Annotated in this window: 26 protein-coding genes; 14 read left to right on the forward strand and 12 right to left on the reverse strand. The window is 61.0% G+C overall.

Annotated features, from left to right (window positions below; translation table 11 throughout):
- Nucleotides 1-9: 9 nt before the first annotated feature.
- Both ATY80_RS26205 and ATY80_RS26210 read right to left on the reverse strand, forming a co-directional pair.
- The gene (locus tag ATY80_RS26205) at nt 10-951 is read right to left on the reverse strand and encodes an alpha-E domain-containing protein (protein ID WP_088695218.1); all 942 of its coding nucleotides are present in this window, start codon (nt 949-951) and stop codon (nt 10-12) included.
- Nucleotides 951-2,360, reverse strand: coding sequence for a circularly permuted type 2 ATP-grasp protein (locus ATY80_RS26210; RefSeq protein ID WP_088695405.1), 1,410 nt, complete (start codon nt 2,358-2,360; stop codon nt 951-953). Before ATY80_RS26210 ends, ATY80_RS26205 begins: the two co-directional genes overlap by 1 nt.
- 356 nt (nt 2,361-2,716) lie before the next feature.
- Here ATY80_RS26210 and ATY80_RS26215 point away from each other — a divergent pair, with 356 nt between their 5' ends.
- Nucleotides 2,717-3,628 carry a DMT family transporter gene (locus ATY80_RS26215; RefSeq protein ID WP_088695219.1) on the forward strand — a complete coding sequence of 304 codons (912 nt, stop codon included), beginning with the start codon at nt 2,717-2,719 and terminating at the stop codon, nt 3,626-3,628.
- Here ATY80_RS26215 and ATY80_RS26220 read toward each other — a convergent pair.
- From ATY80_RS26220 to ATY80_RS26230, 3 genes are all read right to left on the reverse strand, one after another.
- Nucleotides 3,625-4,266, reverse strand: a complete 642-nt coding sequence (locus tag ATY80_RS26220; protein WP_088695220.1) for a VOC family protein — start codon at nt 4,264-4,266, stop codon at nt 3,625-3,627. The genes ATY80_RS26215 and ATY80_RS26220 overlap by 4 nt on opposite strands.
- 205 nt (nt 4,267-4,471) lie before the next feature.
- Entirely contained in the window at nt 4,472-6,139 is a 1,668-nt protein-coding gene (locus ATY80_RS26225; protein ID WP_088695221.1) for a DEAD/DEAH box helicase, read from the reverse strand.
- A 332-nt stretch (nt 6,140-6,471) separates the two neighbouring features.
- Nucleotides 6,472-6,882, reverse strand: a complete 411-nt coding sequence (locus ATY80_RS26230) for a hypothetical protein (protein ID WP_088695222.1) — start codon at nt 6,880-6,882, stop codon at nt 6,472-6,474.
- Between the two features lie 257 nt (nt 6,883-7,139).
- On the opposite strand from ATY80_RS26230, the gene ATY80_RS26235 reads away from it, so the two are divergent.
- On the forward strand, nt 7,140-9,983 hold the full coding sequence (locus ATY80_RS26235) for a response regulator (RefSeq protein WP_088695223.1): 2,844 nt from the start codon (nt 7,140-7,142) through the stop codon (nt 9,981-9,983).
- A gap of 471 nt (nt 9,984-10,454) precedes the next feature.
- Complete coding sequence (locus ATY80_RS26240) at nt 10,455-11,390, forward strand: HEPN domain-containing protein (protein ID WP_088695224.1); 936 nt, start codon at nt 10,455-10,457, stop codon at nt 11,388-11,390.
- A gap of 169 nt (nt 11,391-11,559) precedes the next feature.
- On the opposite strand, the gene mnmD is transcribed toward ATY80_RS26240, so the two are convergent.
- Nucleotides 11,560-12,276 (reverse strand): tRNA (5-methylaminomethyl-2-thiouridine)(34)-methyltransferase MnmD, encoded by a 717-nt coding sequence (gene mnmD, locus ATY80_RS26245; protein WP_088695225.1) that lies wholly within the window; start codon nt 12,274-12,276, stop codon nt 11,560-11,562.
- On the opposite strand from mnmD, the gene ATY80_RS26250 reads away from it, so the two are divergent.
- From ATY80_RS26250 to ATY80_RS26290, 9 genes are all read left to right on the forward strand, one after another.
- On the forward strand, nt 12,275-13,453 hold the full coding sequence (locus tag ATY80_RS26250; RefSeq protein WP_088695226.1) for an FAD-dependent oxidoreductase: 1,179 nt from the start codon (nt 12,275-12,277) through the stop codon (nt 13,451-13,453). The genes mnmD and ATY80_RS26250 overlap by 2 nt on opposite strands.
- A gap of 113 nt (nt 13,454-13,566) precedes the next feature.
- The gene (locus ATY80_RS26255) at nt 13,567-14,289 is read left to right on the forward strand and encodes a DUF1045 domain-containing protein (RefSeq protein WP_088695227.1); all 723 of its coding nucleotides are present in this window, start codon (nt 13,567-13,569) and stop codon (nt 14,287-14,289) included.
- Between the two features lie 99 nt (nt 14,290-14,388).
- Nucleotides 14,389-15,312: an allantoinase PuuE gene (gene puuE / locus ATY80_RS26260; protein ID WP_088695228.1), complete on the forward strand. Its 924-nt coding sequence runs from the start codon at nt 14,389-14,391 to the stop codon at nt 15,310-15,312.
- Nucleotides 15,312-15,809, forward strand: a complete 498-nt coding sequence (gene uraD, locus ATY80_RS26265; protein ID WP_088695229.1) for a 2-oxo-4-hydroxy-4-carboxy-5-ureidoimidazoline decarboxylase — start codon at nt 15,312-15,314, stop codon at nt 15,807-15,809. The genes puuE and uraD overlap by 1 nt, the downstream gene beginning before the upstream one ends.
- Before the next feature lie 54 nt (nt 15,810-15,863).
- A complete protein-coding gene (locus tag ATY80_RS26270; RefSeq protein WP_088695230.1) occupies nt 15,864-16,154 on the forward strand; it encodes a nucleotidyltransferase family protein in 291 nt (96 codons plus the stop codon).
- Nucleotides 16,151-16,513, forward strand: coding sequence for a HepT-like ribonuclease domain-containing protein (locus ATY80_RS26275; RefSeq protein ID WP_088695231.1), 363 nt, complete (start codon nt 16,151-16,153; stop codon nt 16,511-16,513). Before ATY80_RS26270 ends, ATY80_RS26275 begins: the two co-directional genes overlap by 4 nt.
- 4 nt (nt 16,514-16,517) lie before the next feature.
- Entirely contained in the window at nt 16,518-17,018 is a 501-nt protein-coding gene (locus tag ATY80_RS26280; protein ID WP_088695232.1) for an ureidoglycolate lyase, read from the forward strand.
- On the forward strand, nt 17,015-17,371 hold the full coding sequence (gene uraH / locus ATY80_RS26285; protein WP_088695233.1) for a hydroxyisourate hydrolase: 357 nt from the start codon (nt 17,015-17,017) through the stop codon (nt 17,369-17,371). The genes ATY80_RS26280 and uraH overlap by 4 nt, the downstream gene beginning before the upstream one ends.
- Nucleotides 17,372-17,374: 3 nt before the next feature.
- A complete protein-coding gene (locus tag ATY80_RS26290; protein WP_088695234.1) occupies nt 17,375-18,115 on the forward strand; it encodes a metallophosphoesterase family protein in 741 nt (246 codons plus the stop codon).
- 7 nt (nt 18,116-18,122) lie between these two features.
- Here ATY80_RS26290 and ATY80_RS26295 read toward each other — a convergent pair whose 3' ends face one another.
- Together ATY80_RS26295 and ATY80_RS26300 are read right to left on the reverse strand one after the other, a co-directional pair.
- Nucleotides 18,123-19,265, reverse strand: coding sequence for an alpha-hydroxy acid oxidase (locus tag ATY80_RS26295; RefSeq protein ID WP_088695235.1), 1,143 nt, complete (start codon nt 19,263-19,265; stop codon nt 18,123-18,125).
- Between the two features lie 76 nt (nt 19,266-19,341).
- Entirely contained in the window at nt 19,342-20,310 is a 969-nt protein-coding gene (locus ATY80_RS26300) for a quinone oxidoreductase (RefSeq protein WP_088695236.1), read from the reverse strand.
- Between the two features lie 94 nt (nt 20,311-20,404).
- Between ATY80_RS26300 and ATY80_RS26305 the strand changes: the two genes are divergently transcribed.
- Entirely contained in the window at nt 20,405-21,256 is an 852-nt protein-coding gene (locus ATY80_RS26305) for a LysR family transcriptional regulator (protein WP_088695237.1), read from the forward strand.
- Between the two features lie 12 nt (nt 21,257-21,268).
- Here ATY80_RS26305 and ATY80_RS26310 read toward each other — a convergent pair whose 3' ends face one another.
- The 4 genes from ATY80_RS26310 to ATY80_RS26325 form a co-directional block, all read right to left on the reverse strand.
- Nucleotides 21,269-21,928: a RibD family protein gene (locus tag ATY80_RS26310; protein WP_088695406.1), complete on the reverse strand. Its 660-nt coding sequence runs from the start codon at nt 21,926-21,928 to the stop codon at nt 21,269-21,271.
- A 66-nt stretch (nt 21,929-21,994) separates the two neighbouring features.
- Nucleotides 21,995-22,732, reverse strand: coding sequence for an SDR family oxidoreductase (locus tag ATY80_RS26315; protein ID WP_088695238.1), 738 nt, complete (start codon nt 22,730-22,732; stop codon nt 21,995-21,997).
- Between the two features lie 31 nt (nt 22,733-22,763).
- Complete coding sequence (locus ATY80_RS26320; RefSeq protein WP_088695239.1) at nt 22,764-23,753, reverse strand: aldo/keto reductase; 990 nt, start codon at nt 23,751-23,753, stop codon at nt 22,764-22,766.
- 14 nt (nt 23,754-23,767) lie between these two features.
- The gene (locus tag ATY80_RS26325; protein WP_088695240.1) at nt 23,768-24,163 is read right to left on the reverse strand and encodes a cupin domain-containing protein; all 396 of its coding nucleotides are present in this window, start codon (nt 24,161-24,163) and stop codon (nt 23,768-23,770) included.
- A 123-nt stretch (nt 24,164-24,286) separates the two neighbouring features.
- Here ATY80_RS26325 and ATY80_RS26330 point away from each other — a divergent pair, with 123 nt between their 5' ends.
- Nucleotides 24,287-25,180 (forward strand): LysR family transcriptional regulator, encoded by an 894-nt coding sequence (locus ATY80_RS26330; protein WP_088695241.1) that lies wholly within the window; start codon nt 24,287-24,289, stop codon nt 25,178-25,180.
- The last annotated feature ends 49 nt before the right edge of the window (nt 25,181-25,229 follow it).

A 25,229-nucleotide genomic window follows, 5' to 3' on the forward strand; every position in this document is an offset into this window, starting at 1 on the left:
CGTGCCCGCCTATGCATAGAACCGGTAACCGTCGGAAATTTCCGCGCCGAGCTGGTTGTTGCGCGTGACGAAATCTTCCAGAAACTCATGCAGGCCCTGGTCCATGATCTCCTTGATGGCGCGCGTCTGGAGGCTCTTGCGAATGGCATCTGCTGTGTCGTGTGCCGGCAGTCGTTCGCCGTAGTCCTTGGCGAGATAGCCGAGTTCGCTAACGATCTTTTCGTAGCAGTAGGCGAGCGAGCGTGGCATCTGGCCGTTGAGGATTAGGAAGTCGGCGATGTTCATCGCCCGATATTCGCCGTCGTAGGCCCAGCTGTAGGAGCGGTGGGCGGAGACGGACCGCAGGATCGACTCCCATTGGATGTTGTCGATCGACGTGCCGACGGCGGAGACCGAGGGCAGGAGCACATAGTACTTCACGTCAAGAATACGGCTCGTATTGTCCGCGCGCTCGATAAAGGTGCCGATGCGGGCGAAATTGTAGAGTTCGTTTCTGAGCATGGAGCCGTGGAAGGCGCCACGGATCAGCCCGGCGCGATGTTTGATGGCATCGATCGCTTCCGGCAATTCCGCTGCCTTCAGCCGCTTGGACAGCAGCGCCTTCAGCTCGATCCAAAATTCGTTCGTTGCTTCCCACGTCTCGCGAGTCAGCGCGGTGCGCACCATGCGGGCGTTATTTCGCCCATAGTCGACGCAGGACATGACGCTCGAAGGGTTGCTCCGATCGCGCAGCAGGTAGTCGATCGCGTCCGCGCTCGTCAGCTTGCTGTGGCCCTCGTCGTAGGTCTCGCGGACGCCCGCGCTTTGCAGGACGCCGTCCCAATCGTCGTCACCGGTTCCGCTTCTCGTCAGAGACATGCGCAGACCGGCATCGATGAGGCGCGCGATGTTCTCGGCGCGTTCGAAGTAACGGAACATCCAGTAGAGTCCGTTTGCAGTTCTTCCGAGCATCAGTCCTCCAATACCCAGGTATCTTTTGTGCCGCCGCCTTGGCTGGAATTGACCACAAGCGAGCCCTGTTTGAGAGCCACGCGGGTCAATCCGCCAGGGATGATCTGCACCTTGTCGGAGACGAGAACATAGGGACGCAGGTCCACATGGCGTGGCGCAATTCCCTTGTTGACGAGGATTGGCACGGTCGAGAGCGAAAGCGTCGGCTGTGCGATGTAGTTGGCGGGCTTTACCTTCAGCTTTTCGGCAAAATCGGCGCGCTCCTTCTTGGTGGCCGTCGGTCCGACCAGCATGCCATAGCCGCCGGAGCCGTGTACTTCCTTGATGACAAGCTCTTCGAGATGCTCGAGGACGTATTTGAGGCTCTGTGGTTCGGAACAGCGCCAGGTCGGCACGTTTTCCAGGATCGGCTTGCGCCCAGTATAGAACTCGACGATCTCGGGCATGTAGGAATAGATCGCCTTATCGTCTGATATGCCGGTGCCTGGTGCATTGGCGATGGTGACGTTGCCGGAACGGTAGACGTCCATGATGCCAGGAATGCCGAGCGCCGAATCCGGCCGGAAGGTGAGGGGATCGAGGAAGTCGTCGTCGACGCGGCGATAGAGCACGTCGATCGCCTCATAGCCGCGGGTCGTGCGCATTTTCACCTTGCCGTCGATGACGCGCAGATCCGAGCCTTCGACCAACTCGACGCCCATGGTGTCTGCGAGGAAGGAATGCTCGTAATAGGCGGAATTGTAGATGCCAGGCGTGAGCACGGCGACGCGCGGCTTGCCCTTGCAGCCCGGAGGCGCCAGCGACGCCAGGCTCTGGCGCAGCAGGTAGGGATAGTCCTCGACCGGTCGGACCTTGTTGGCGTGGAACAGTTCCGGAAACATCTGCATCATCGTCTCGCGGTTTTCCAGCATGTAGCTGACACCGGATGGTGTGCGGGCGTTGTCCTCAAGCACGTAGAACTCGTCCTCGCCGGTGCGCACGATGTCGGTGCCGACGATGTGCGTGTAGACGCCGCCCGGCGGACGGAAGCCGATCATCTCCGGTAGGAAGGCATCGTTCCTCTCGATCAGTTCGCGTGGGATGCGACCGGCGCGGATGATTTCCTGCTTGTGGTAAATGTCATCAAGAAAAGCGTTGAGCGCGATCACCCGTTGCTCGATGCCCTGGGCGAGCTTGCGCCATTCGCGACCTGAGATGATGCGGGGGATGATATCGAAGGGGATGAGCTTTTCGGAGGAGTCTGCGTGTCCGTAGACCGCGAAGGTGATGCCCGTCTTGCGGAAGATGTTTTCCGCGTCCCGGGATTTGGCAATCAGATGCGTTCGATCTTGGTTATTGTACCACTCAAAATATTTCTCATATGGCTGACGAGGATTTTCGTCCCCGGTGATCATTTCATCAAATGCCAAAGGTGTGGCTCCCCTTTTTTGTTCATTTGAATACAACGCAATAAGCAATGCAAGAACCATGCACAGTTCGGGGGTGAGATTTGTAAAATCCTCCCAAGTGGCCAAAAGAGCCAAAAAACTGGGCATTTATCAAAATCTGACATGGCTGCGGTGGCCGTCAATCCCTGGTGGTCGCTCAAAATATAGGCGCCTGATTATTTTCAGATCGGCATTCGATTCATTTTCGGGCCGAGCCGTATCTCTGTCGATCGCGTCACCCATCAACGAAACTGCAGGTAAGCATCAATGCTTCGCCTTTGACGGCGGGGCCACCGGTCGGCTATCAGCGCGGCAATCCGTTGCCCTAGGACCAATTCATGTCGCTTGACCGTATTGCACCCGTCATCTTCGTTTTCCTCTGGTCGACCGGCTGGGTCGTGGCGAAATACGCCGCGATACATTCAGAGCCCTTCACGTTCCTCGCGGTGCGTTATGCGCTTTCGGCGCTGGCGTTTCTCAGCCTTTGTCTTGCCATGCGCGCGGCGTGGCCGGGCCGTGCTGTTGCTTTCAAGGCAGTCTATTCCGGTATGTTCCTGCACGGCTTCTATCTTGGCGGCTTGTGGTGGGCGATCGCGAATGGCGTGCCGGCGGGAATCTCGGGCATCATCGCTGCCCTGCAGCCGCTTTTGACGGCGATGGCTGCGCCGCTCCTCGTCGGCGAGCGTTTGCAGGGCGTCCAGAGGCTGGGCCTGTTGCTTGGCTTCCTCGGCATCGCCATCGCGATATCGCCGAAGCTCTTCGATCCGGCGACGGCCGATCTGGCGCATGCGGCCGTACCGCTGGCGATCAACCTTATCGCCATGTGTTCCGTCACTTACGGAACGCTCTATCAGAAGAAGCATCTGCAGACCGGCAACCTTCTTCCCATTGCCACGTTGCAATATGTCGGCGCCTTAATCGTTACCGTGCCGCTGATGCTTTCCTTCGAGCGTATGCACTTCGACGGATCGGCACAGGCCGTTGCGGCGCTGATCTGGTCCGTATTCGGACTGTCGATGGGCGGTGTCGGATTGCTGCTCTATCTCATCCGCCGAGGCCAGGTTTCGCGGGCGGCTTCGCTCATTTATCTGATGCCGCCGACAGTAGCGCTCGAGGCTTTTATCGCCTTCGGCGAGCCGCTGACACTGCCGCTGATCCTCGGCACCATCGTCGTGGTGACCGGGGTCTATCTGACCAACAGACCGGTGAAAGTTCCTCCACAGGACGCAAAGGAGCTTCAACGGGCCTAGGGAGCCGTCCCTGAAAAGGCGATCAGGTTTCCGTCGGGGTCCTGCATGATAAAAGTGCGCGCGCCCCATGGCTCGGTGCGTAAGGGCTGATGGAACGAGGCGTCGGCAGCCTGATACTCCAGAAACAACTGTTTCGGATCATCGACCGTTAGCGTTGCGGAGAGGGCGTCGACCTCTCCGGCTCTGAAGCCAGCGTCGAAAACCGGCACCCCGACTTTTCGCAGGTTCAAGCGTGCGCTGCCGCGAAAGACCTGGGCATAAAAGGGCGGTTCGCCGTAGAGGAACGCAATTTCAAAGCCGAGTTTCCGAACATAGAATTGGCATGAGGCATTGATGTCGGAGACGAAGAGCTGCGGCTCTGCGGAGAGGATCAGCGGGCGCCTGCTGTCCAACACTGTCGATTTCGTCATGGTTTCGATCCCTTCGACTAGCGCCGGCCGATTCGCGAAGCCGTGCTTTCTGGCAACAAGCTCCTGCGCGTCGCTGAGCCTGAAGTCTGCATCTAGGATCTCTCGGTCGCTTTGATCTCGATATCTGGGCAGAATCCATCTGATCTGTGCGGCAACGGGATAATACCGTTCGCGATGCCATCGCAGGTATGTCTTGGCTTGCTTTCTGAGATTTTCGATATTTGGCATGGGCGCGGACTACGTTTGACTTTGTCGTACGTACGTGGGCGGGCAATGCCCCTCCGGCTTGAAGCCGACGCGCCCTACAGCAGCGCCATCATGCTAACGCGACTGGCGGGTCGGTACAAGGCAGGATTGAAATGATGAGCAATCAATCTGGTGCCGCAAGATGCGCATTGTAAAGGGCGGGATCTCTCCCGCCCTTGCTTTTTGATCAGGCGCGTTCGCGACGCTGGCCATTCCCACCACGCGAGGGACCGCCGCGACGGTTACCGCCATTGCCTTCCCGACGTTCGCCGCCGCCGTGGGCCTGTGCGCCGCGATCTTCGCCGTGCTTGCGGGCGGGACGGCCGTGCGCGTTGCGGGCGCCGCCGCCGGGATGATGGCGGTTCTCGCCGTTGGCATGGTTGCCATGCTGCGGGCGCTGCGGCTTGCGGGCCGGACGGAAGTCAGACGTCGCGGCCAGATCATTGTCGGGGCCGGATACCATCGGCGTCGGCTCGCCGCGACGTTGGCCGCGGAAGTCCTCGTTGCGCTGGGTCTGGCGCTCCGGACGCGGACGACGCTCGCGGCGCTCCTCGTTGTTGGCGCGGACTTCGTCACCGGCCTCAGGGCGCGGACGACGCTCCGGGCGACCGCCTGCACGATGACCTTCGCCACGACGCTCACCGCCACGGTTCTCGCCACCACGACCCTGGCCGCGGTTGCCGCCATTGCCGTTGCCGCGCTTTGGCGCCGCGTTCATGTTGGCTGGGGCCTCGCCGCTGGCAACGGCGATCGAGATGTTCATCAGGCGCTCGATGTCCCGCAGCAGACGGGTCTCATCGGGAGCGCAGAAGGCGATCGCGATGCCGTCGCGACCGGCGCGAGCGGTGCGGCCGATGCGGTGGACGTAGGCATCCGGCACTTCCGGCAGGTCGTAGTTGTAAACGTGGCTGACGGCCGGGATGTCGATGCCGCGGGCTGCGACATCGGTCGCGATCAGCGTCTTGATGTCGCCGTCACGGAAGGCCTTGAGGGCGCGCTCGCGCTGGCCCTGACTCTTGTTGCCGTGGATCGAGGCGACGGAATAGCCGAGGTGGTCGAGATGCTTCATCAGCTTCTCCGCACCGTGCTTGGTGCGCAGGAAGACGATGGCGCGGCCATCCGGGTTCTCGGTGAGCGACTTCTTCAGGAGGTCGGTCTTGTCATTCTTGCCGTTGACGAAATGGACATACTGCTCGACCTTGTCGGCAGCCTTGCCCGGAGGCGTCACTTCGACGGTGACTGGATTCGTCAGATATTCGCCAGCGAGATCGGCGATCGCCTTCGGCATGGTGGCCGAAAACAGCATCGTCTGGCGCTTCTTCGGCACCATTTTGGCGATCTTGCGCAGGTCGTGCACAAAGCCGAGGTCGAGCATCTGGTCGGCTTCGTCGAGAACGAGGTAGCGCACGGCCGTTAGGCCGATGGCGCGGCGTGCGACGAGGTCTAGGAGGCGACCGGGCGTGGCGACGAGGATGTCGGTGCCCTTTTCAAGCTGCAGCTGCTGCTTGTTGATCGACACACCGCCGACGACGACGTTGATGCGCAGGTGTGACTTGCGCAGGAAGTTCTTCAGGTTCTGGGCGATCTGGTTCACCAGTTCGCGGGTCGGGGCCAGGATCAGCGTCCGGGTGGTACGGTTGTCCGGGCGGCGTTCCTCAGGGATGAGCTTTTCGATGAGCGGCAGGCCGAAGGCGGCCGTCTTGCCGGTTCCGGTCTGGGCGAGGCCGATGAGGTCTCGGCCTTCGAGAAGAAGCGGGATCGCCTTCTCCTGAATGGGGGTCGGCTTTTCGATGCCGAGCTGGAAAAGTGTGGCGACGATCGGCTTGGAGACACCAAGCGATTCAAAATTGGTCAAGTCATAACCTTTTTAGGGCGCGCCAAAACAAATCCGCCGGATCGCAGAGTGCAGCCCGGTGTCATTCTGGCGTCAAGAACCCCGCGTGAAGTGGGAACTTGTCTTGTTGGAAAAAGCTTTCCAGCGCTTCTGCCGCGTCTTGGGTGCGGCCCGTATGAAATGCGCTTTTGCCCTTCTTCCTGCATCTTATTTGCTGGCAGGGGCACGCTCACGCGGCGGCCGGAAGGTGAAAGCTGGCCTGCATTTGGTCTAGTTCGGGCCAAAAGTCAAGGGCAGCCGGCTCAAGGAGCGGCTGCGCGAAAGCCCTGTGAGGCCTCAGACCAGCTCGGTCCTTAGTAGCATACCCTTGTGCGGTAAGCCTCGCCCCATCCATTGCGCTGCCATTGAACATAACAACGGGGTGCGTAGTAGTCGCGGCGGTAGTACGGTCTGTAGTAGCTTCGATAGGCCGGATATGGGCGATAGTAAGACCCGTAATAGGGCCGGTAATAGGGCCGGTAGTAGGAGCCATAGTAGGGCCGATACACCGATCCGTAGTAAGGCCGATAGTATGGCCGCGGATAGTAGCCGTAGTAGGGGTAGGGACGTACAGCCTGCGACAGCAGGATGCCACCGACGGCGCCAGCCGCGACGCCGCCCCAGAAGTCACTGTTGGCATTCGCGGGCGTTGCCGGGAGGAAAGTGGTCCCAGTCAAGGTCAATGCCATTAAGCCCGCCGCCATGCTTTTACGAAGTACGGACATGGTCGTCTCCTTTCGTTGACGAAGCTTGTTCTTGAAGCCGTCAGGAGAAGCCGTTCGGGTCTACGGGGCCAGCTGAACGAGTTCATTTTAGAAACGACTGAAACTATACCACAGTTCCCGGATGTCTACGGCCTGTGATCATACCGCGCCGGCCAATGCGCAAATTGCCCATTGCCATCAAAATCATGGTTAAAGCCTTGTTAAAGCGGCGCGGCTATACTGTTCGACGAGCAGACTTTTCTGACTGAGGACTGATTTTGACATCGAACGGGGACCTTCTCGAACTGGCCTGCCGCCGGATCGCAGATCTGGATCGCCCTGCCTATGTCAAGAACAGCGAGCTCCGTTACGTCGCAGTCAACGAGGCCTATGCGTCCTTCTTTGGAAAGGAAATCTCTGACTTTATCGGCCGTCGGAGCCGCGAACTGATCGACACGCCGGAAGAGGAGACCCGCGAAGACAAGGAGCGGCGTGCACTCGTTTTCGCAAGCGAGGAAAGTGCCGTTTGCTTCGACAGCAGCGGCGCTGAGCACGAGCGGGTGCGCATCGAAAGCTTCTCGCCCTCCGAAGACCGTGTCTACGTGCTCGGTATTTTCGAGAGGCGAGCACCGCGCCGGGATGGCGGTAGGCAGCCGGCGTCGAATTTGGCCCGCAGCCAGGCCCTGAGCGAGGATCTTCATAACATCCTTCGCGCTCTTCCCGTCGGCGTCATGATCCTCGACGACATGCGCAACGTTCTCTACGCCAATGACGAGTTTTACGATGTCTGGGATCTGCCGTGCGACAACCGCTTCGACGGCTGGGCTTTCATCGATGTAATCCGCCACAATCATAAGCTCGGACGCTATGGCGCCAAGGTGACGCCGGAGCAGGTTCTTGCTCGGCGGGAGGCACATTTCCAGGCGGCGGAGAGGGAACAGCGGCCGGTGGAACTCGGTTGGGTCGGTGGCAAGCGGGTACTGTTCGATGGCAGAAGTCTCTCCAATGGCCGGGTTCTGCTTTCCTATGCGGATGTGACCGCAGTTCGCGAGCGCGAAAAGGAAGTTCACGAAACGCGGGCGGCGCTCGAGCATATGGGCGATCTGATGCATGATGCGACGCGCGCCATGTCCCAGGGTCTTCTGATCGTGCAGGACGGGATCATCCTGCTCGCGAGCGATCCGCTCAGCGATATCCTGGCAATTCCGCCAGAGTACCTGGCTGTCGGTCGGGGATGGATCGACCTCTTCCGGTTCTGCGCCGAGCGGGGGGATTTTCACGGCCAGGAGGACGAAATCCTCACGAGTTGGCGAGACAACATTGCGGCCAAGAAGCCGATCTCGACTCCATTTCATGTCGCCGGCGAACGTTGGGTCAACCTGGACGCTACCATCAGCGAGCGGCAGCATTGGATTGCGTTGTTTACCGATGTCACCGAAGCGAAGGAGCGAGAGGCCGAGCTAGAGCGGCTCCTGTCGCGGGCGGAGGCGGCCGATCGCGTTAAATCCGAGTTCCTGGCGAACATGAGCCATGAGATCCGGACACCAATGAATGGTGTCCTCGGCATGGCTGAGTTGTTGGCGAAGACCGATCTCGATACGCGCCAGAAGACGTTCATCGATATCATCGTCAAGTCAGGCAATGCGCTGGTGACGATCATCAATGATATTCTCGATTTCTCGAAGATCGATGCCGGTCAGATGACGCTCCGGCGCACGACGTTCGATTTAGTCGACGCGATCGAGGATGTTGCGACCCTCCTGTCTTCGCCTGCGGCCGAAAAGAACATCGAACTGCTCGTGCGCACGGCGCCCGATTTGCCGTCGGCTGTGATCGGCGACGCGGGGCGCTTCCGGCAGATCATCACCAATCTCGTCGGCAATGCCGTAAAGTTCACTGAACGCGGTCACGTCCTAGTGGACATCGGTTTCGCGCCGGGCGCGCAAGACGAGATCATGGCGAGCATCCGGGTCGAGGATACCGGCATCGGCATTCCGGATGACAAGCTGGAGTCCATTTTCGACAAGTTCTCGCAGATAGACGCGTCCTCTACACGTCGTCACGAAGGAACAGGCCTCGGCCTTGCCATCACGGCAGGGCTGGTCGACCTGTTTGGTGGCTACCTCGAGGTGGACAGTCAGCCGGGTGAGGGCTCGGTCTTTACCGTGAACCTGCCTTTCGTCGTGGCTGCGGCGCGGCTGGCGCCTAAGCCGTTGCCGGTCAACGTGAGGGGTGCCCATGTTCTCGTCGTCGACGACAATGCGGTCAACCGACAGATTCTGACCGAGCAATTGGCTCTTTGGGGCTTCGATGGCGCCGCCGCCGAAGACGGGCCCGCGGCCTTTGCAATAATCGAGGCTGCGCACGAGTTTGGTCTAGGGATCGATGCAATCGTGCTGGACTATCAGATACCGGGCATGAATGGCGCCGAGATTGCGCGGAAATTGCGTACCGACAGCCGCTTCGAGCGTCTGCCGATTATCTTTTTGACATCAATGGACATTGCCGGGACCGAAAAAGAGTTCGCGGCGCTCAACGGCCAAGCCTATCTGATGAAGCCGGCGCGGGCCAACGTGCTGAGGAACACCATCGCAGACGTCGTGCGTGCAAGCCGGACAAAGCAGGTCGCCGCTGCTGCTATCATGCAGTCTAGCGCGGAAGCGATGCCATCGCCGCTGTCCAAAGCCCAGCCTTCCGAGACGGCGCCGACGGAGTTCATCGACGTGCTGGTCGCGGAAGACAACGAAGTCAACCAGATCGTCTTCACCCAGATCTTGCGGGAAAGCGGTCGTAGCTTTCTCGTTGTCGGCAACGGCCAAGAGGCGGTGGAAGCGTGGCACCGCCACACCCCGCGCATCATCATGATGGATGTCTCGATGCCCGTGATGAACGGCCATGACGCGACGCGCGCGATACGCGATCAGGAGCGCGGGCAAGGCCATCGTGTGCCAATCGTTGGGGTGACCGCGCATGCGCTGGAGGCCGATCGCGACCTTTGCCTGGAGGCAGGCATGGATGATTACATGTCAAAGCCGATCAGCCCGGAGTTGCTCGAAGAGAAGCTGGAGCTGTGGTTGGGCAGGAACGGGCGACAGACGGGTCAGTCGGCGAGCCATCGCTAGAACGGGAAGCTGCAGCCAGACGAGCCCCGCGTGGTGTGTCTGAGGCTCGCCCAAACCATCTTTGAGCTTGCCCGGGCAACTCGGTGCCGCCGAAAACGCGTATATTCGCGAGATCGCTGAATGTGGCGATGCGTTGCGGGTTGCGACGAAGCCGCTGCGCGATCGGGCGAGCGGATAACTACAGTGCCGCCGAAGTTGAGATCCAAGGTTGAGATCCAGGAAGGCGAACAAAAATCACAGAGGTCCGCAATATTTCGGAGACACGTGAACCGATCCCGCCGAACAGAGCGGGTTTCACGATTGGAAGAGCTTCAGCGCGAGGCCGAGCACAACCCCGACAAAGACGAGTTCGAAGGATAGCAGCCGTTCGCCGCGCTTGCGTCATGATGCCGGACTGCTCGGCATTTGATTGTATTTTCAAGAATATTCCCGTATAACGTTTGGATGCGCAATCATGACGGAGCCGCTAGGATGGATGCGATTCTGACCGAAGGCTTTGACGCGGCTTTGACCCTGACCGACCATATCGAACATCTGCCGGACCGGAAGCGGCGCGAACTGGCGCACATCCTTCAGATCCTGTTTGCCGAGGTCGAACGCTTCCAGTCAAGCAAGCTGTCGGCCAAGCGCCATGCCGGCAAGATTCTGATGGTCCTGCTCTATGGATCTTACGGCCGAGGCGACTGGGTCGAAGATCACTTGAGCGGCTATCGCTCCGACTACGATCTGTTGATCGTCGTCAACAGCAAGTCGTTCGCCGAGGAGCAGGAGCTCTGGGAAGGCATCGAGGAGCGGCTGTTGAAGGAGCAGATCGCCCACCGCATCGACACGCCGGTCGTGCCGATCATCCATACGCTGGCCGATGTCAACGACCAGCTTTCGCGGGGCCGGCCCTTCTTCGTCGACATCGCCAGGGACGGCATTCCCCTCTACGAGACGCCTGGCCATCCGCTGGCCCAGCCGAAGCCCTTGACGGCGAAGGAGAGGCGCGCCGAAGCGCAAAGCTACTTCGAACAATGGCGGCAGTTGTCTGAAGAAGCGTTGAAATTTGCCCAATACGGTCTATCGAATGGCATGTGGCGCGACGGCGCGTTCATGCTGCACCAGGCCACCGAGCGCGCCTATCATTGTGCCCTGCTCACCCTAACCCTCTACAGCCCCAAATCTCATCGTCTCAGGATCCTTCGCTCTCAGGCCGAGGAGATCGACCATCGGCTGATTGCTGCATGGCCGCGTGACAACCGGTTTTCACGGCGCTGCTTCGAGTTGCTGTCGCGGGCCTATGTGGAAGCGCGATATTCGTCGAAATACGCAATCAGCAACGAGGAACTCGCGTGGCTGGTCGAGCGCGTAAAGGCTCTTCAGACTCTCGTGGAAACGGTATGTAAGGAGCGACTTTCCGTGTGAAAGTTAGTCATGACCGGCGTGGCGACGGTTGGTCTGAGCGGCTCGTCATGCGCAGCAGCCAAATGGAAACGCATTGCTCTCAGTATGGCAAGGGTCGTCTTCCAGCATCCGTTTGCCGCCAAACTCCCGCAGAGATCGGGAAAGACCGCCGTTTACGGACGAGCACGAGCTAGGATTTGATACCGCAGAGCATTTCGCGCTTGCCGGCAAAGCCGCTCCGACGCTCGACGACAAAGCCAGCCGCGATCAAATTGCGCCGGACGAAGCCCGCCGCGGCGTAAGTCGCAAAGGTTCCGTTCGTTCTTGTCTTTTCGCAGACGAGGTGCATCAATTCCTCGGACCACATATCAGCGTTGCGCGACGGTGCGAAGCCGTCGAGATACCAGGCATCAAAACCCGCTTCGGCGGCTGCGACTCCGTCTAGCGCGCGACCACAGACGACGCTGAGCGTCGTCTGGCTATCAAGGCTAAGGGATACGGTTCCGTTGGGTGTTTGTGGCCATGCTGCAGCCAGGGTTTGCCGTTCCGCATCGATCTCGGTCCAATGAGACAGCGCTCGGTCGATTTCCTCGCGTCGCATCGGATAAAGCTCGAACGACATGAAGTGCAATTTCTGCCCCGTGCGCCGATTGAGTTTCCACTGTCGCCAGCTTTCGACAAAATTCAGGCCGGTACCGAAGCCGAGTTCGCCGATCAGGAAGTCGCCTTGATCCTGCCAGCGCTGCGGCAGACCGTTGCCGGCAAGGAAGACATGCCCGCACTCAAGCCTACCGTCCGTCTGGCAATAAAAATGGTCGCCAAAGGCCGGTGAATAGGGCATATCGCCGTCGCGCCATTCAAGCGGCTGGTGCGCGCCAGGAGTTTTTTCAGGATCCGTATCTGTCATGACCAAAGCCGATAATCCGGCCTTGTCGTCCGGTCAATCATCGACTTCCCTGCTGATCGTCGGCGGCGGCATCATGGGACTGTGGGCGGCGGTTCACGCGGAGCGTCTTGGCATTGATACATTACTCGTCGACGCCGATCGGCTCGGCCACGGCGCGAGCGGTGGGTTGCTTGGCGCGCTCATGCCGCACATGCCGGACAAGTGGAACGCCAAGAAGCAATTCCAGTTCGATGCGCTGGTTTCGCTGGAGGCGGAAATTGCAGCTTTGGAACAGCAGACGGGCCTTTCCGCAGGCTATCGCCGTTCCGGGCGCCTCATTCCACTGCCGAAGCCGCACTTGCGCGAGATTGCGCTTGGCCATAACCGCGATGCCGACGATCGCTGGATCGCGGGCGAGCGGCGGTTCCATTGGCATGTCCTTAATAGGCTGCCTCAGGAGAATTGGCTCGATGCCACGACTGGCGAAAGTGGCTTCGTGCACGATACGCTTGCCGCTAGGGTTGCCCCCCGGTCGCTGACTGCTGTACTGGCCGCATCGCTGCGCGACGCCCGGCATGTACGGGTTGCCGAACATGTCTCGGTCGAGGATCTCGACTTTGAGCGCAAGGTTGCAAAAGCGACCGCAGGTGACATTGCGTTCGGCCAATGCGTTGTCGCAGCCGGGCACCAATCCTTTCCATTGCTGGGGCGCCACACTGCTGGCCTTGCCAGGCCGCTCGGCCAGTCCGTCAAAGGGCAGGCAGCGTTGTTGAAAGTCGATATAGACCCGTCCATGCCGACGATCTTCCGCGACGGACTGTATATTGTTGCGCATGAGGGTGGCCACGTCGCTGTCGGCAGTACCAGCGAGAATCGCTTCGACGAGCCGCTTTCGACCGATGGACAACTCGATGCGCTGCTTGAGGCAGCCGGACAATTGGTGCCGGCATTGCGGGGCGCGCCCGTGCTTGAACGATGGGCCGGTCTGCGGCCGAAGGCAATCGACCGTGACCCCATGATTGGCATCCACCCCGACCATGACGGATTGATCGCTTTGACCGGTGGCTTCAAGGTCAGTTTTGGTGTCGCCCACCGTCTTGCCGCCGCAGCGGTCGACTTGGCGGCCGATCGCCGGCCGCGTTTTGCTCTGCCGGACAGCTTTCTCCTTGCTAATCACATTCGTGTGGCTTCACGCTAAACGTGAATTAGCATTTCCTGCCTTTCGTTAATCTGTCATGCAAATCACCTATCTGCTAGCGCGACCGCGGCGCCGACGGATGGCCGCGCCGTATGTTCGACGGAGGAAATCGCATGCGCTATGCCATCTGCTTTACGCCCGCTGCGAGCGACCCGCTCTCGCACGTGGCCGCAAATTGGTTGGGCCGGAATGTGTTTTCCGGGGAGATGGTCGAGCCGACCGCCATCCGTGGACTGAGCATCCACGAAATTGCCTTCCATACAGCCATGCCGCGCCGCTACGGCTTTCACGGTGTTCTGAAGGCGCCCTTCCGCCTTGCCGCCGACATGTCGGAAGCGCAACTTTTGCGTGATCTCATGCGCTTCTGCGGCACGCTTTCGCCGTTCCAGATCAGGAAGCTGGAGGTCGCGCGGTTCGGCGGCTTCTATAGCCTCGTTCCGTCGATGCCCTGCGAGCATCTTCACTATCTCGCCTGCGCCGTTGTTCAAGAGTTCGATCGTTTTCGTGCGCCGTTGAGCGAGGCGGAAATCGAGCGTACGGATCCCGGCGGTCTGTCGGCGGCGCAGTTCACGAACCTGCATCGCTGGGGAAGCCCCTATGTTATGGACGAATTTCGATTCCATATGCCGCTGACCGGCCCTGTCAGTCAGTGTGACATGCCTAGGGTGGAGCAGGCGCTTCGCAATGTCTTCGAGCCGATGCTTGCCAATCCTATCAAGGTGGCGAATGTCGCTCTGATGATCGAAGAGGGGAATGGCGGGCCGTTTCGCGTGCATTCGCTGCATCCGATGGGCAAGGTCAGTGCCCGGCGGGATCGTGTGCCTGCATTTGCCTAAGGCTTTGTGCCGTAAAGGCGAAACTCTGTTGCGTACTTTCCGTCTCGACATTCCCTCGCTGGATGCTACCGTTTCGCCGACTTTCAGGAAGGTGATTTCATGGTATCCGAGACTTATCCGCGCAATCTGACCGGTTATGGACGCAATACGCCCGATCCGAAGTGGCCGGGCGACGCGCGCGTCGCCGTCCAGTTCGTTATCAATTACGAGGAGGGTGGCGAGAGCTGTGTCCTTGATGGCGATCCGGCTTCCGAGAATCTGCTGTCGGAAATCGTCGGTGCCGCGCCTTGGCCGGGCCAGCGCAACCTCAACATGGAATCGATCTATGAGTATGGCTCGCGCGCCGGTTTCTGGCGCCTGTGGCGGATGTTCACGGAGCTCAAGGTTCAGGCGACTGTCTATGGCGTGACACTTGCCATGGCCCGCAACCCGGAGGCGCTTGCGGCTATGAAGGAGGCCGGCTGGGAGATCGCCAGCCATGGCTACCGCTGGCTGGAATACAAGGATTTCCAGGAGGACGTCGAGCGCAAGCACATCCAGGAAGCGGTGCGCCTGCACACGGAACTGACCGGCGAGCGGCCCTACGGCATGTACCAGGGCAAGCCCTCCGACAACACGCTGCGCCTCGTCATGGAGGAGGGCGGGTTTCTTTATTCCTCGGACTCTTATGCCGACGACCTGCCGTTCTGGGTCAAGGGCATCGACGACAAGCCGTTCCTGATCATCCCATATACGCTTGAGACCAACGACATGCGTTTCGCCACGCCGCAGGGCTTCAACTCGGGCGATCAGTTCTTCACCTACCTTAAGGATGCTTTTGACACGCTCTATGACGAAGGTAAGGCGGGCAGCCCGAAGATGATGTCTGTCGGCCTGCATTGCCGCTTGGTCGGTCGACCCGGCCGCGCGGCGGCGCTGAAGCGCTTCATGGAATATGTGCTGAAGCATGACAAGGTTTGGATCCCAAGGCGTCTCGAGATCGCCCAGCATTGGCATACGCACCACAAGCCGGAGACGATCTGATGCTTTCGCGTGACGAGTTCGTATCGCGCTACGGCGGTGTTTTCGAACATTCGCCGTTCATTGCCGAGCGTGCCTATGACGATGGTTTCGTCGGAGATGAATTGACGGTGGATCGTGTGCATACGGCGCTCGTCGCCATCTTCCGGGCGGCGAGCCCGGAGGAGCGGCTGGGCGTACTGCGCGCCCATCCCGATCTTGCAGGACGCCTTGCGGTAGCCGGCGAACTCACCGAAGACAGCAAGAAGGAGCAGGCAGGCGCCGGGCTCGACCGGCTGAGTGCGGAGGAACATGCCCGTTTCACCGAGCTCAATACGGCCTACGTCGAGAAGTTCGGCTTTCCCTTCATCATTGCGATCAAGGGCTTGAACAAGGACGATATCCTGGCAGCCTTTGAAAAACGCATCGACAACACGCGCGACGAAGAGTTCGAAACGGCCACCGCTCAGGTCGAACGTATCGCGTTCCTGCGACTGGAAACGATGTTGCCGGGGCGCTGAGACAGCGTTTCCGTGGTACTTTTCTCTTTTGCGCCCGTGACTTATAGTTGCGTTATGAAGCCCTCAGAAGCGTTGGAGAAGAACAGGCAGGCGATCCGCGAAGCGACGAAGCGCTTCAACGCGGCGAACCCGCGTGTCTTCGGTTCGGTGGCGCGGGGTGAAGATCGGCCGGACAGCGATCTGGATATTCTGGTGGATACGTTGCCGGGCACGAGTCTATTCGATCTCGGCGGGTTGCTGGAGGAATTGAGGGAGACGCTCGGTGTAAAGGTCGATCTTGTAACACCCGGAGGGTTGCCGGACAGGATACGCGAACGCGTTCTTTCGGCGGCGATCGCGGTATGAGCGTCGAACGGCTGGTGGAGTACATCGATCGCATGCAGCAGGCTGCCGAGCAGGCACGTGCGCTAACCGACGGTATGACCGAAAGCGCCTTTCTGGCGGACCTCAGAACCCAACTGGCTGTGACGATGTCGCTGGTCCTTTTAGGCGAGGCGGCGGCTCGTATTGGCATGAACCAACCAGATTTCATTCGCGATCATCCCGAACTTCCTTGGTCAAAGATAAAGGGAATGCGGAATCTAATTGTGCGCGACTATTACCGTGCGGATCTTTCGGCCATTTGGGGCACCGTCAGATGCGACCTGGCGGACCTTATCTCGCAGCTTCAGTCGATACGCCATTGGCGCATGCAAGGCGAATAGCGACATGTCTCAACTCCTCGATATTCTTCCTCTGACCAAATCCGCCTTCGCGCCCTTCGGCGACGTCATCGAAGCCGATCCGGCAACGATGCGCTATATCAACAACGGCACGACCGAGCGGTTCCATGCGCTCGCTGTCGCCGAAGCGGTGGGCGAGGGCGCACGCGTCATCATCAACCTCTTTCGCGGCCAGCCTCGGGTCTTTCCCTATGAGATAGGCTTGATGGAGCGGCATCCGTTTGGCAGCCAGAGCTTCTCGCCGATCTCCGGTTGCCCTTACCTCGTTGTCGCCGCGGAGGACGAGGACGGCCGGCCCGGTCGTCCTCTGGTGTTCCTGGCGCGAGGCAATCAAGGCGTGAATTATCGCCGCAACGTCTGGCACCATCCGCTGATGTCGCTCAATGCCGTCAGTGATTTCCTTGTTGTCGATCGCGAGGGACCCGGCGACAACCTGGAAGAATACTTCTTCGAAACGCCCTACATCATCAGCGAGCCCAGCCTATGACCGGACTGACCACCCACGTACTCGATACCGCGTCCGGCAAGCCGGCCGAGGGGCTGAGGATCGATCTCTTTCATGTTGAAGGAGACGTCCGCCGTCACCTGAAGACGGTCAGGACCAACTCCGACGGCCGCGTCGACGGCGGGCCGATCCTGATCGGCGACAGTTTCAAGGCGGGAACTTACGAACTGCTCTTTCATGCTGGCGACTATCTGCGCGCGGCGGGCATCGCGTTGCCGCACCCGGCCTTTCTGGACCTCGTGCCCATCCGCTTCGGCATTGCCGACGCGACCGCGCATTACCACGTGCCGCTGTTGATCTCGCCCTACGGCTACTCGACCTATCGCGGTAGCTAAGCCATGCGATTTGCGGCGATCGCGGATGTTCACGGCAACCATCTGGCGCTGGAGGCGGTGCTGGCCGATATCGCGGCGCAGGGCATTACCGATATCGTCAATCTCGGCGACTGCTTTAGTGGCCCGCTGACAGCAGGGCGAACCGCCGAGCTGCTGCGGGCGTGGGACATGCTGACCGTCCGCGGCAATCACGACCGCTATTTGATCGAACAACAGCGCGAGGCCATGTACGCTTCCGATGCCGCGGCGTTTGATCAACTAACGGCGGACGACCTGCAATGGTTGCGCGGGCTGCTGCCGAGCGCGGTCTACCGTGATGAGGTCTACCTCTGCCACGCGACGCCGGCGAACGACAGTACCTATTGGCTGGAGTCCGTGTCTACGGAAGGCCATGTCTTTTTGAAGCCGCTGGTGGAGATCGAGGCGCTGGCCGAGGGCGCGGATTTCCCGTTGATCCTCTGCGGCCACAGCCATATCCCGCGAATAGTTCGCCTCAGCGATAGCAGGCTGATCGTCAATCCCGGCAGCGTCGGCTGCCCGGCCTATGACGATGACCTGCCGCACCGCCACAAGGTCGACACCGGCCATCCACTGGCGTCCTATTGCATACTGGAGAAGCGTGAGACCGGCTGGCTCCCGATCTTCCGCACTGTCGCCTACGACCACATGGCCATGTCGCGACTCGCAAAAGAAAACGCCCGCCCGGAGTGGGCAGGCGCGCTCGCGACGGGCTGGATACCGTAGCTCTTTCTTACTGACGGCCGAGCAGGATCGATGCGTTGACGTCGTTGATGTCGCGCTTACCGCAGAGCGCCATGGTGACATCCATTTCCTTCCGCAGGATGCTGAGGGCGAGTGTGACACCTTCCTTGCCCATGGCGCCGAGGCCGTAGAGGAAGGGGCGCCCGATATAGGTGCCCTTAGCGCCGAAGGCGATGGCCTTCAGCACGTCCTGGCCGGAGCGGATGCCGCCGTCCAGGTGCACTTCGATCTTGTGGCCGACGGCATCGACGATCGGTTCCAGCATGCTGATCGACGAGGGGGCGCCGTCGAGCTGGCGGCCGCCGTGGTTGGAGACGATGATGGCGTCGGCGCCGGTTTCGGCGGCCGATTTGGCGTCCTCGACGTCGCAGATGCCCTTGATGATCAGCGGGCCGCCCCACTGCTCCTTGATCCAGGCGACATCGGCCCAGGACAGCTGCGGATCGAACTGCTCCGCCGTCCAGGAGGAGAGCGAGGAAAGGTCAGAGACATTCTTTGCATGGCCGACGATATTGCCGAAGGTGCGGCGCTTTGTCTGCAGCATGTCCAGGCACCAGAAGGGGCGCGTCGCCATCTGCCAGATATGCTTCGGCGTGAACTTAGGCGGCGCGGAGAGGCCGTTTCGCAGGTCCTTGTGGCGTTGGCCGAGGATCTGCAGGTCGGCAGTCAGCACCAGGGCCGAACACTTTGCCGCCTTGGCACGGTTGATCAGGTTGAGCACGAAATCCTTGTCGCGCATCACGTAGAGCTGGAACCAGAAGGGTCTGGTGGTGACCGAGGCGACATCTTCGATCGAGCAGATGCTCATCGTCGACAGGGTGAACGGAACACCGAATTCTTCGGCGGCGCGGGCCGCCAGCATTTCGCCGTCGGCATGCTGCATGCCGGTCATCCCGGTCGGCGCCAAAGCAACCGGCATCGAGACCTTCTGGCCGACCATGGTCGTCTCGAGCGTGCGGTTCGTCATGTCGACAAGCACGCGCTGGCGCAGCTTGATTTTGGCAAAATCGCTCTCGTTCGCCTGGTAGGTCGACTCCGTCCAGGCGCCGGAATCCGCATAGTCGAAAAACATCTTCGGGACGCGGCGCTGGGCAAGGGTTTTCAGGTCGGCGATTGTGAGAGGCGTGGCCATGGATAAGACTTTCACATCTGAATAACGCCATGGCCCTTAACATGATTTCCGAGGCTTTGTGTATCTCTTTCGTCGCCTACGGAACAAGAATCAGACTGCCTGCGGCACGCCCGTCTTCGAGGTATTGCTGGGCTTGCGCAGCCTCCTCGAGAGGGTATTCGCGGGCAATTGTCGCGGTGATGCCTGATGCCAGCATTTTGACCACGGCTTCGGCCGCTGTCAGGTAGGCCGAAGTGTCCGTGATGTAAGCCATGATGCTTGGATGCGTCAGCGATTTTCCGGGGCGAAGCGCGTCGACGGCGACAGGAGGGATCGGCCCGCCGGCCTGTCCAATCGTGGCCACGACGCCGAACGGACGTACGGACTGAATCGACTTTGCGAGCATACCGGCACCGATGCCGTCATAAGCAACATCGACGCCGCCGTCGTTAGTCAGCGCCTTAACCGCGACGACGACATCAGCGTTGCGGCCGACGATCAGATGGTCCGCGCCGTGGCTGCGGGCGAGATCGGCCTTCTCCTCCGAGCTTACGGTTCCGATGACTGTGGCGCCCAGATGCTTTGCCCATCGCACGAGAATACTTCCAAGGCCGCCGGCGGCGGCGTGGATGAGAACGGTGGTTCCGAGCTCGACGCGATGGGTCTTCGTCAGCAGCATGTAGGCTGTCAGCCCCTTCAGCATGGACGCGGCCGCGACCTTTGACGACACACCATCGGGCAGGCGAACGGCGCGGGCCGCCGGTAAGAGGCGCGTCGCAGCATAGGCGCCAACGGGTGCGCCGGCATAGGCGACGCGGTCGCCGGGCTTCAGGTCGGTGACTGCGCTCCCCACGGCTTCGACAGTGCCGGCGCCTTCGACGCCGAGCACGGCGGGGTAGGCCGGCAAGGCGTAGAGCCCGCGCCGGTGGTAGATATCGAGGAAATTCATGCCGATCGCATCATGGCGGATGCGGATCTCGTATGCACCAGGCGCTTGCGGCGCCTGCTCCGAAACCTGCAATTGTTCGATACCGCCAGGGGCGAGAAGCGTAACGACCTTATCCATGTGTACTCTCCGATTGCTGTTTTAAGCATCATCGCGGATGGCGATATGATCGAAAATTCCCTATTGTTTCTCATTGAATGGGAAAAAATGAACAATGATCGATTGGGAAAGCCTTCGCTATTTCGCGGCGCTCGCTCGCGCCGGAACATTGCTCGGGGCGGCTCGTGCCCTTGGTGTGGAGCACGCGACCGTCGCCCGCCGGGTTGCCGGGCTCGAGGAGCAGATGGGCGTGAAGCTGGTCGACCGGCGCGGGCGCCGCATCGTGCTGACGCCGGAGGGCGAGCGGGCCGCCGGAATGGCGGAACGGATGGGGCAGGAGGCGCAGGCCGTCGAACGGCTGGGGCTTGCCGCCGGTGCGACGCTTGCCGGAGAGGTCCGGATCAGCGCGCCGCCGACACTTGCGGCGGCGATGCTGCCGGAAGCGCTCGTCGCCTTGCGGGTACGGCATCCTGACATCGGCATCACCATCGTCGGCGAGACGCGCTACGCCTCGCTCGACAGGCGGGAGGCGGATGTTGCGGTTCGCATGACGAAGCCGGAGCAGGGCAATTTCGTCATCAGCAAGCTCGGAGATATCGCCTTCGGCTTCTACGCCACGGCTGATTATCTGGCCGCGACGCCGGAGGCGCAGAGAACCTTCATTGCCTATGACGAAACGATGGCAAGCGCACCCCAGTCGATCCGGCTTGCCGAGGCAACCGAGGAGAGGAAGGTGGCGCTAAGAGCCACGACGCTGGAATTTCAGCTGGCGGCGGCGCGCGCCGGCGGGGGCATTGCCATGCTGCCGAATTTCATGCTCGCGGGTGTTGATGATCTCGTCGAGGCGATCCCGCAGGCTCAGCCTCTGATGCGGGAGCTGTGGCTGGTCGTGCATGCCGACATCCGCAACGTACCGATCATCCGGGTTGCCATGGACGCGCTGAAATCGATCTCGTGGTCAGGCTAGCCGCTGCCGGCGTTACCGCGCGCGGTAGCGCAGGTGAACGATATCGCCTTCGAGCTGCTCCACCGAAACGAGCGACAGGGGCTTTGCCGGCGCTGGCGCGCGGTCGAAGGTCATCGGCATGTTCCTACCACCGTCGGCGACGGGCAGGATCAGCAGGCTGATTTCGTCGATGAGCCCGGCCGACAGAAAACTGCCGTTGATGCTGCCGCCGCCTTCGAGCAATAACCGCTCGATGCCGAAGTCTGCGCGGAGGTGTTCGAGCGCCAGAGCAAGGTCGATCTCTTGTCGTCCGGCGAAGATATAGGAGATGCCATCGCGGCGGAGTTCTGCCAGATGGTTGTCAGGCGCCGTTTTCGGCAGGATCATCAAGATCGGATCGCCGTTGATCGCGTCGATGTTCATTTGCAGTTTGGCGCCTTGATCGACGGCAACGGCGTATGGACCTTCTGAAGCCCCTGGCGCCTTGCAACTGGTGCGAGGCAAAGCCTCGACGGCTTCGGCAGGGCGGGGGTCGCCTTTCGCGAATTCGGCGATGGTCACGCGTCCGACAAGCCAGGCGTCGCCGTTCATCTGCTGGTGCAGGCGCTCATAGATCGCGGTGAGGGCGGCGGTCATCTCCTGCGGCCATTGAGACGGTACGATCCGGCCGTCGATGCTCGACCCCATGTGCATGATCACGTAAGGGTCCTCCAGGTCCCGTCGGTGGTGAGAGGCGGCAAGATGCGGCCGCCTTCCGTGTCAATATTCCTGCCTGGTTGGCCTGAACAGGATTTCATTCACGTCGACATCCTCCGGCTGGCTCATGGCGAAGGCAACCATGCTCGCGAAGGAATCGGCCGGGATCGCCATCTCGTAGACCTTGCGGATGCGCTCGGCGACGTCAGGTTCGGTGACGCTGTCCGGCAGCTCGGTCGCAACGGCGCCCGGCGAGATGATCGTCGTGCGGATGTTGTAGGGTTTCACCTCCTGCCGCAGAGCTTCGGAAATGACGCGCACGCCATACTTGGTCGCGGCATAGACGGCGCCACCCGGATTGACCTTGTGGCCGGCCACCGAAGAAACGTTGATGACATGGCCGCTTTTCTGCTCCTTCATGTAGGGCAGCGCTGCGGCAATGCCGTAGAGCACGCCCTTGAGGTTGACGTCGATCATCCGGTCCCAATCCTCGACCTGGCCGCGCTCTAGTGGAGAGTGCGGCATCAGGCCGGCATTGTTGATGACGACGTCGATGCGGCCGTGCAGCCGGACGGCGTGGTCGACCAGCCGTCTGACCTGATCGACCTTAGTTACGTCGGTCTCGACAACGGCATCGCTGCCGAGGCCGAGTTCGCCGGCGATCGCATTCAGCCGGTCGAGACGCCGGGCGCCGAGAGCGAGCTTGGCGCCGTCTCGAGCCAGGCGTCGGGCCGCAGCTTCACCAAGGCCGCTGCTCGCGCCGGTAATCACGACGACCTTGTTTTTGATACCGTCAGTCATGACAGGCCCCTTCCGTTCGCTTGGTCGCCGCTCAACGGTCGATCCGTGCCTGCAGGTGTGCCGGATAGCGGTCGCCCTCGACCTTTATGCCGGCGAGCGCGGTTTCGATAGCAGCAAGGTCGTCAGCCGTCAGCTGCACGGCGGCGGCGCCGATGTTCTCTTCCAGGCGGTGCATCTTCGTCGTGCCGGGGATCGGAACGATCCAGGGCTTGCGAGCCAGCAGCCAAGCAAGCGCGATCTGCGCTGGCGTCGCGCCCTTTTCGCGGGCGATCTCGCCCAGCCGATCGACGAGCGCCTGATTGGCCTTGCGTGCTTCGGCGGAAAAGCGCGGCACGACGTTGCGGAAGTCCTTGCTGTCGAAGGTCGTAGCCTCGTTGATCGCGCCGGTCAGGAAGCCCTTGCCGAGCGGGCTGAACGGAACGAAGCCGATGCCGAGTTCCTCGAGCGTCGGCAGGATGTCCTGTTCCGGCTCGCGCCACCACAGCGAATATTCGCTCTGGAGGGCGGCAACGGGCTGCACCGCATGCGCGCGGCGGATCGTCCTGGCGCCGGCTTCGGAAAGGCCGAAATGCTTGACCTTGCCCTCGCGGATCAGGTCCTTGACCGTGCCGGCGACATCCTCGATCGGCACGTCAGGATCGACACGGTGCTGGTAGAAGAGGTCGATCACGCCGGTGTTGAGGCGCTTCAGCGCCGCATCGGCCACCTCTCTGATATGGGCGGGACGGCTGTTCATGCCGCTCTGGCCGCCATCTGGGCCGAAGTTGAAGCCGAACTTGGTGGCGATGACGACCTTGTCGCGGAACGGCGCCAGCGCCTCGCCGAGCAAGGTTTCGTTCTTGCAGGGACCGTAGGCTTCCGCGGTGTCGAAGAAGGCGACGCCGCGTTCGAAGGCGGCGCGGATCAATTTGATCGCGTCCGCGGTGTCCGTTGCCGGGCCGTAGCCGTAGCTCAGGCCCATGCATCCGAGGCCGAGCGCGGAGACTTCGAGGCCGCTTTTTCCGAGTGTGCGCTTCTGCATGGAATTTTCCTTTTCTAGCCCTGGTATTGTTCGTCGGTGACCTTTTCCATCCAGTCGACCACCTTGCCGTCGAGGGCTTCGGCAATCGCGATGTGTGCCATGGCTGTTGTTGCGGATGCGCCGTGCCAGTGCTTCTCGCCCGGTTCGAACCAGATGATGTCGCCGGCGCGGATTTCCTCGACGGGTCCACCTTCGCGCTGCGCGCGACCGCTGCCTGAGAGGACGATCAGCGTCTGACCGAGCGGATGCGTGTGCCAGGCGGTGCGAGCGCCGGGCTCGAAGGTCACCGTTGCACTGCCGACGCGCGCCGGCGCTGTCGCGCTGAACGGCGCATCGATGCGGACCGTCCCGGTGAAATAATCCGCCGGTCCCTTGGCGGATGGATCGGAGCCGTTTCGCTTGATTTTCATCTTTCGTCCTTTCGTGAGCTCAGGAGCGTAGTGCTCGGCTGACGTTCGGAGGAAGATCTAGTGCGGAGGCTTTCCTGCGATTAGATGGTATAAACGGCATAAGCTTATGAGTGAGATTCATGAATGACGCGGCAATCGATCAATGACCTCATCGCCTTTCTGGCCGTGGCCCGGGAGAGAAGCTTCACGAAGGCCGCGGCCAAGCTCGGCGTGTCGCAATCGGCGCTCAGCCATACGATCCGCGCCCTTGAGACACGCCTCGGCCTGAGGCTATTGACGCGCACGACACGTAGCGTGTCGCCGACAGAGGCAGGCGAGCGGCTGCTGAGTTCGATCGGGCCGCGTTTCGACGAGATCGAGAGCGAGTTGGCTGCGCTCAGCGAATTTCGCGAGAAGCCTGCTGGTACGATCCGCATCACGGCGGGAGAGCACGCCGCCGACGCTTTGCTCTGGCCGGCGCTGGAAAAGCTGCTGCCTGATTATCCTGACATCAATGTCGAGATCATCGTCGATTATGGGCTGACCGATATTGTCGCCGAGCGTTACGACGCCGGCGTTCGGCTCGGCGAGCAGGTCGCGAAGGACATGATCGCCGTGCGCATCGGGCCGGACATGCGGATGGCTGTCGTGGGAGCGCCTGCCTATTTCGGGCGGCGGACGAAGCCACAGACGCCCGCCGATCTCACCGACCACAACTGCATCAACCTGCGCCTGCCGACCTATGGCGGGGTCTATGCCTGGGAATTCGAGAAGGACGGGCGCGAAGTGAAGGTGCGCGTGGAGGGGCAGCTGGTATTCAACAATGCGCAGCTACGGCTGAACGCAGCCCTTTCAGGGCTCGGTCTGGCGTTCGTGCCGGAGGCGCTGGTGCGACAGCCCCTGTCCGATGGACGGCTCGTTCGCGTGCTTGAGGATTGGTGCGCGCCTTTCCCAGGATACCACCTCTACTATCCGAGCCGCCGGCAGACGTCGCCGGCTTTCGCCTTGCTGGTCAATGCGCTTCGCTACCGGCGGTGAGGTGCGCGAAATCCGCCCGCTGTTTGCGGGCAGGCGCCGACCTCAAAGG

It is taken from the genome of Rhizobium sp. R711 (assembly GCF_002211365.1).
In the GTDB taxonomy this organism is placed as follows: domain Bacteria; phylum Pseudomonadota; class Alphaproteobacteria; order Rhizobiales; family Rhizobiaceae; genus Rhizobium.

What these genes read in the sequence shown, in the direction of transcription:
- ATY80_RS26205 (WP_088695218.1), bottom strand. Translation starts at nt 951, where the DNA reads ATGCTCGGAAGAACTGCAAACGGACTCTACTGGATGTTCCGTTACTTC.
- ATY80_RS26215 (WP_088695219.1), top strand. Translation starts at nt 2,717, where the DNA reads ATGTCGCTTGACCGTATTGCACCCGTCATCTTCGTTTTCCTCTGGTCG.
- ATY80_RS26220 (WP_088695220.1), bottom strand. Translation starts at nt 4,266, where the DNA reads ATGCCAAATATCGAAAATCTCAGAAAGCAAGCCAAGACATACCTGCGA.
- ATY80_RS26230 (WP_088695222.1), bottom strand. Translation starts at nt 6,882, where the DNA reads ATGTCCGTACTTCGTAAAAGCATGGCGGCGGGCTTAATGGCATTGACC.
- ATY80_RS26240 (WP_088695224.1), top strand. Translation starts at nt 10,455, where the DNA reads ATGGATGCGATTCTGACCGAAGGCTTTGACGCGGCTTTGACCCTGACC.
- ATY80_RS26250 (WP_088695226.1), top strand. Translation starts at nt 12,275, where the DNA reads ATGACCAAAGCCGATAATCCGGCCTTGTCGTCCGGTCAATCATCGACT.
- mnmD (WP_088695225.1), bottom strand. Translation starts at nt 12,276, where the DNA reads ATGACAGATACGGATCCTGAAAAAACTCCTGGCGCGCACCAGCCGCTT.
- ATY80_RS26255 (WP_088695227.1), top strand. Translation starts at nt 13,567, where the DNA reads ATGCGCTATGCCATCTGCTTTACGCCCGCTGCGAGCGACCCGCTCTCG.
- puuE (WP_088695228.1), top strand. Translation starts at nt 14,389, where the DNA reads ATGGTATCCGAGACTTATCCGCGCAATCTGACCGGTTATGGACGCAAT.
- uraD (WP_088695229.1), top strand. Translation starts at nt 15,312, where the DNA reads ATGCTTTCGCGTGACGAGTTCGTATCGCGCTACGGCGGTGTTTTCGAA.
- ATY80_RS26270 (WP_088695230.1), top strand. Translation starts at nt 15,864, where the DNA reads ATGAAGCCCTCAGAAGCGTTGGAGAAGAACAGGCAGGCGATCCGCGAA.
- ATY80_RS26275 (WP_088695231.1), top strand. Translation starts at nt 16,151, where the DNA reads ATGAGCGTCGAACGGCTGGTGGAGTACATCGATCGCATGCAGCAGGCT.
- ATY80_RS26280 (WP_088695232.1), top strand. Translation starts at nt 16,518, where the DNA reads ATGTCTCAACTCCTCGATATTCTTCCTCTGACCAAATCCGCCTTCGCG.
- uraH (WP_088695233.1), top strand. Translation starts at nt 17,015, where the DNA reads ATGACCGGACTGACCACCCACGTACTCGATACCGCGTCCGGCAAGCCG.
- ATY80_RS26290 (WP_088695234.1), top strand. Translation starts at nt 17,375, where the DNA reads ATGCGATTTGCGGCGATCGCGGATGTTCACGGCAACCATCTGGCGCTG.
- ATY80_RS26295 (WP_088695235.1), bottom strand. Translation starts at nt 19,265, where the DNA reads ATGGCCACGCCTCTCACAATCGCCGACCTGAAAACCCTTGCCCAGCGC.
- ATY80_RS26300 (WP_088695236.1), bottom strand. Translation starts at nt 20,310, where the DNA reads ATGGATAAGGTCGTTACGCTTCTCGCCCCTGGCGGTATCGAACAATTG.
- ATY80_RS26305 (WP_088695237.1), top strand. Translation starts at nt 20,405, where the DNA reads ATGATCGATTGGGAAAGCCTTCGCTATTTCGCGGCGCTCGCTCGCGCC.
- ATY80_RS26310 (WP_088695406.1), bottom strand. Translation starts at nt 21,928, where the DNA reads ATGCACATGGGGTCGAGCATCGACGGCCGGATCGTACCGTCTCAATGG.
- ATY80_RS26315 (WP_088695238.1), bottom strand. Translation starts at nt 22,732, where the DNA reads ATGACTGACGGTATCAAAAACAAGGTCGTCGTGATTACCGGCGCGAGC.
- ATY80_RS26320 (WP_088695239.1), bottom strand. Translation starts at nt 23,753, where the DNA reads ATGCAGAAGCGCACACTCGGAAAAAGCGGCCTCGAAGTCTCCGCGCTC.
- ATY80_RS26325 (WP_088695240.1), bottom strand. Translation starts at nt 24,163, where the DNA reads ATGAAAATCAAGCGAAACGGCTCCGATCCATCCGCCAAGGGACCGGCG.
- ATY80_RS26330 (WP_088695241.1), top strand. Translation starts at nt 24,287, where the DNA reads ATGACGCGGCAATCGATCAATGACCTCATCGCCTTTCTGGCCGTGGCC.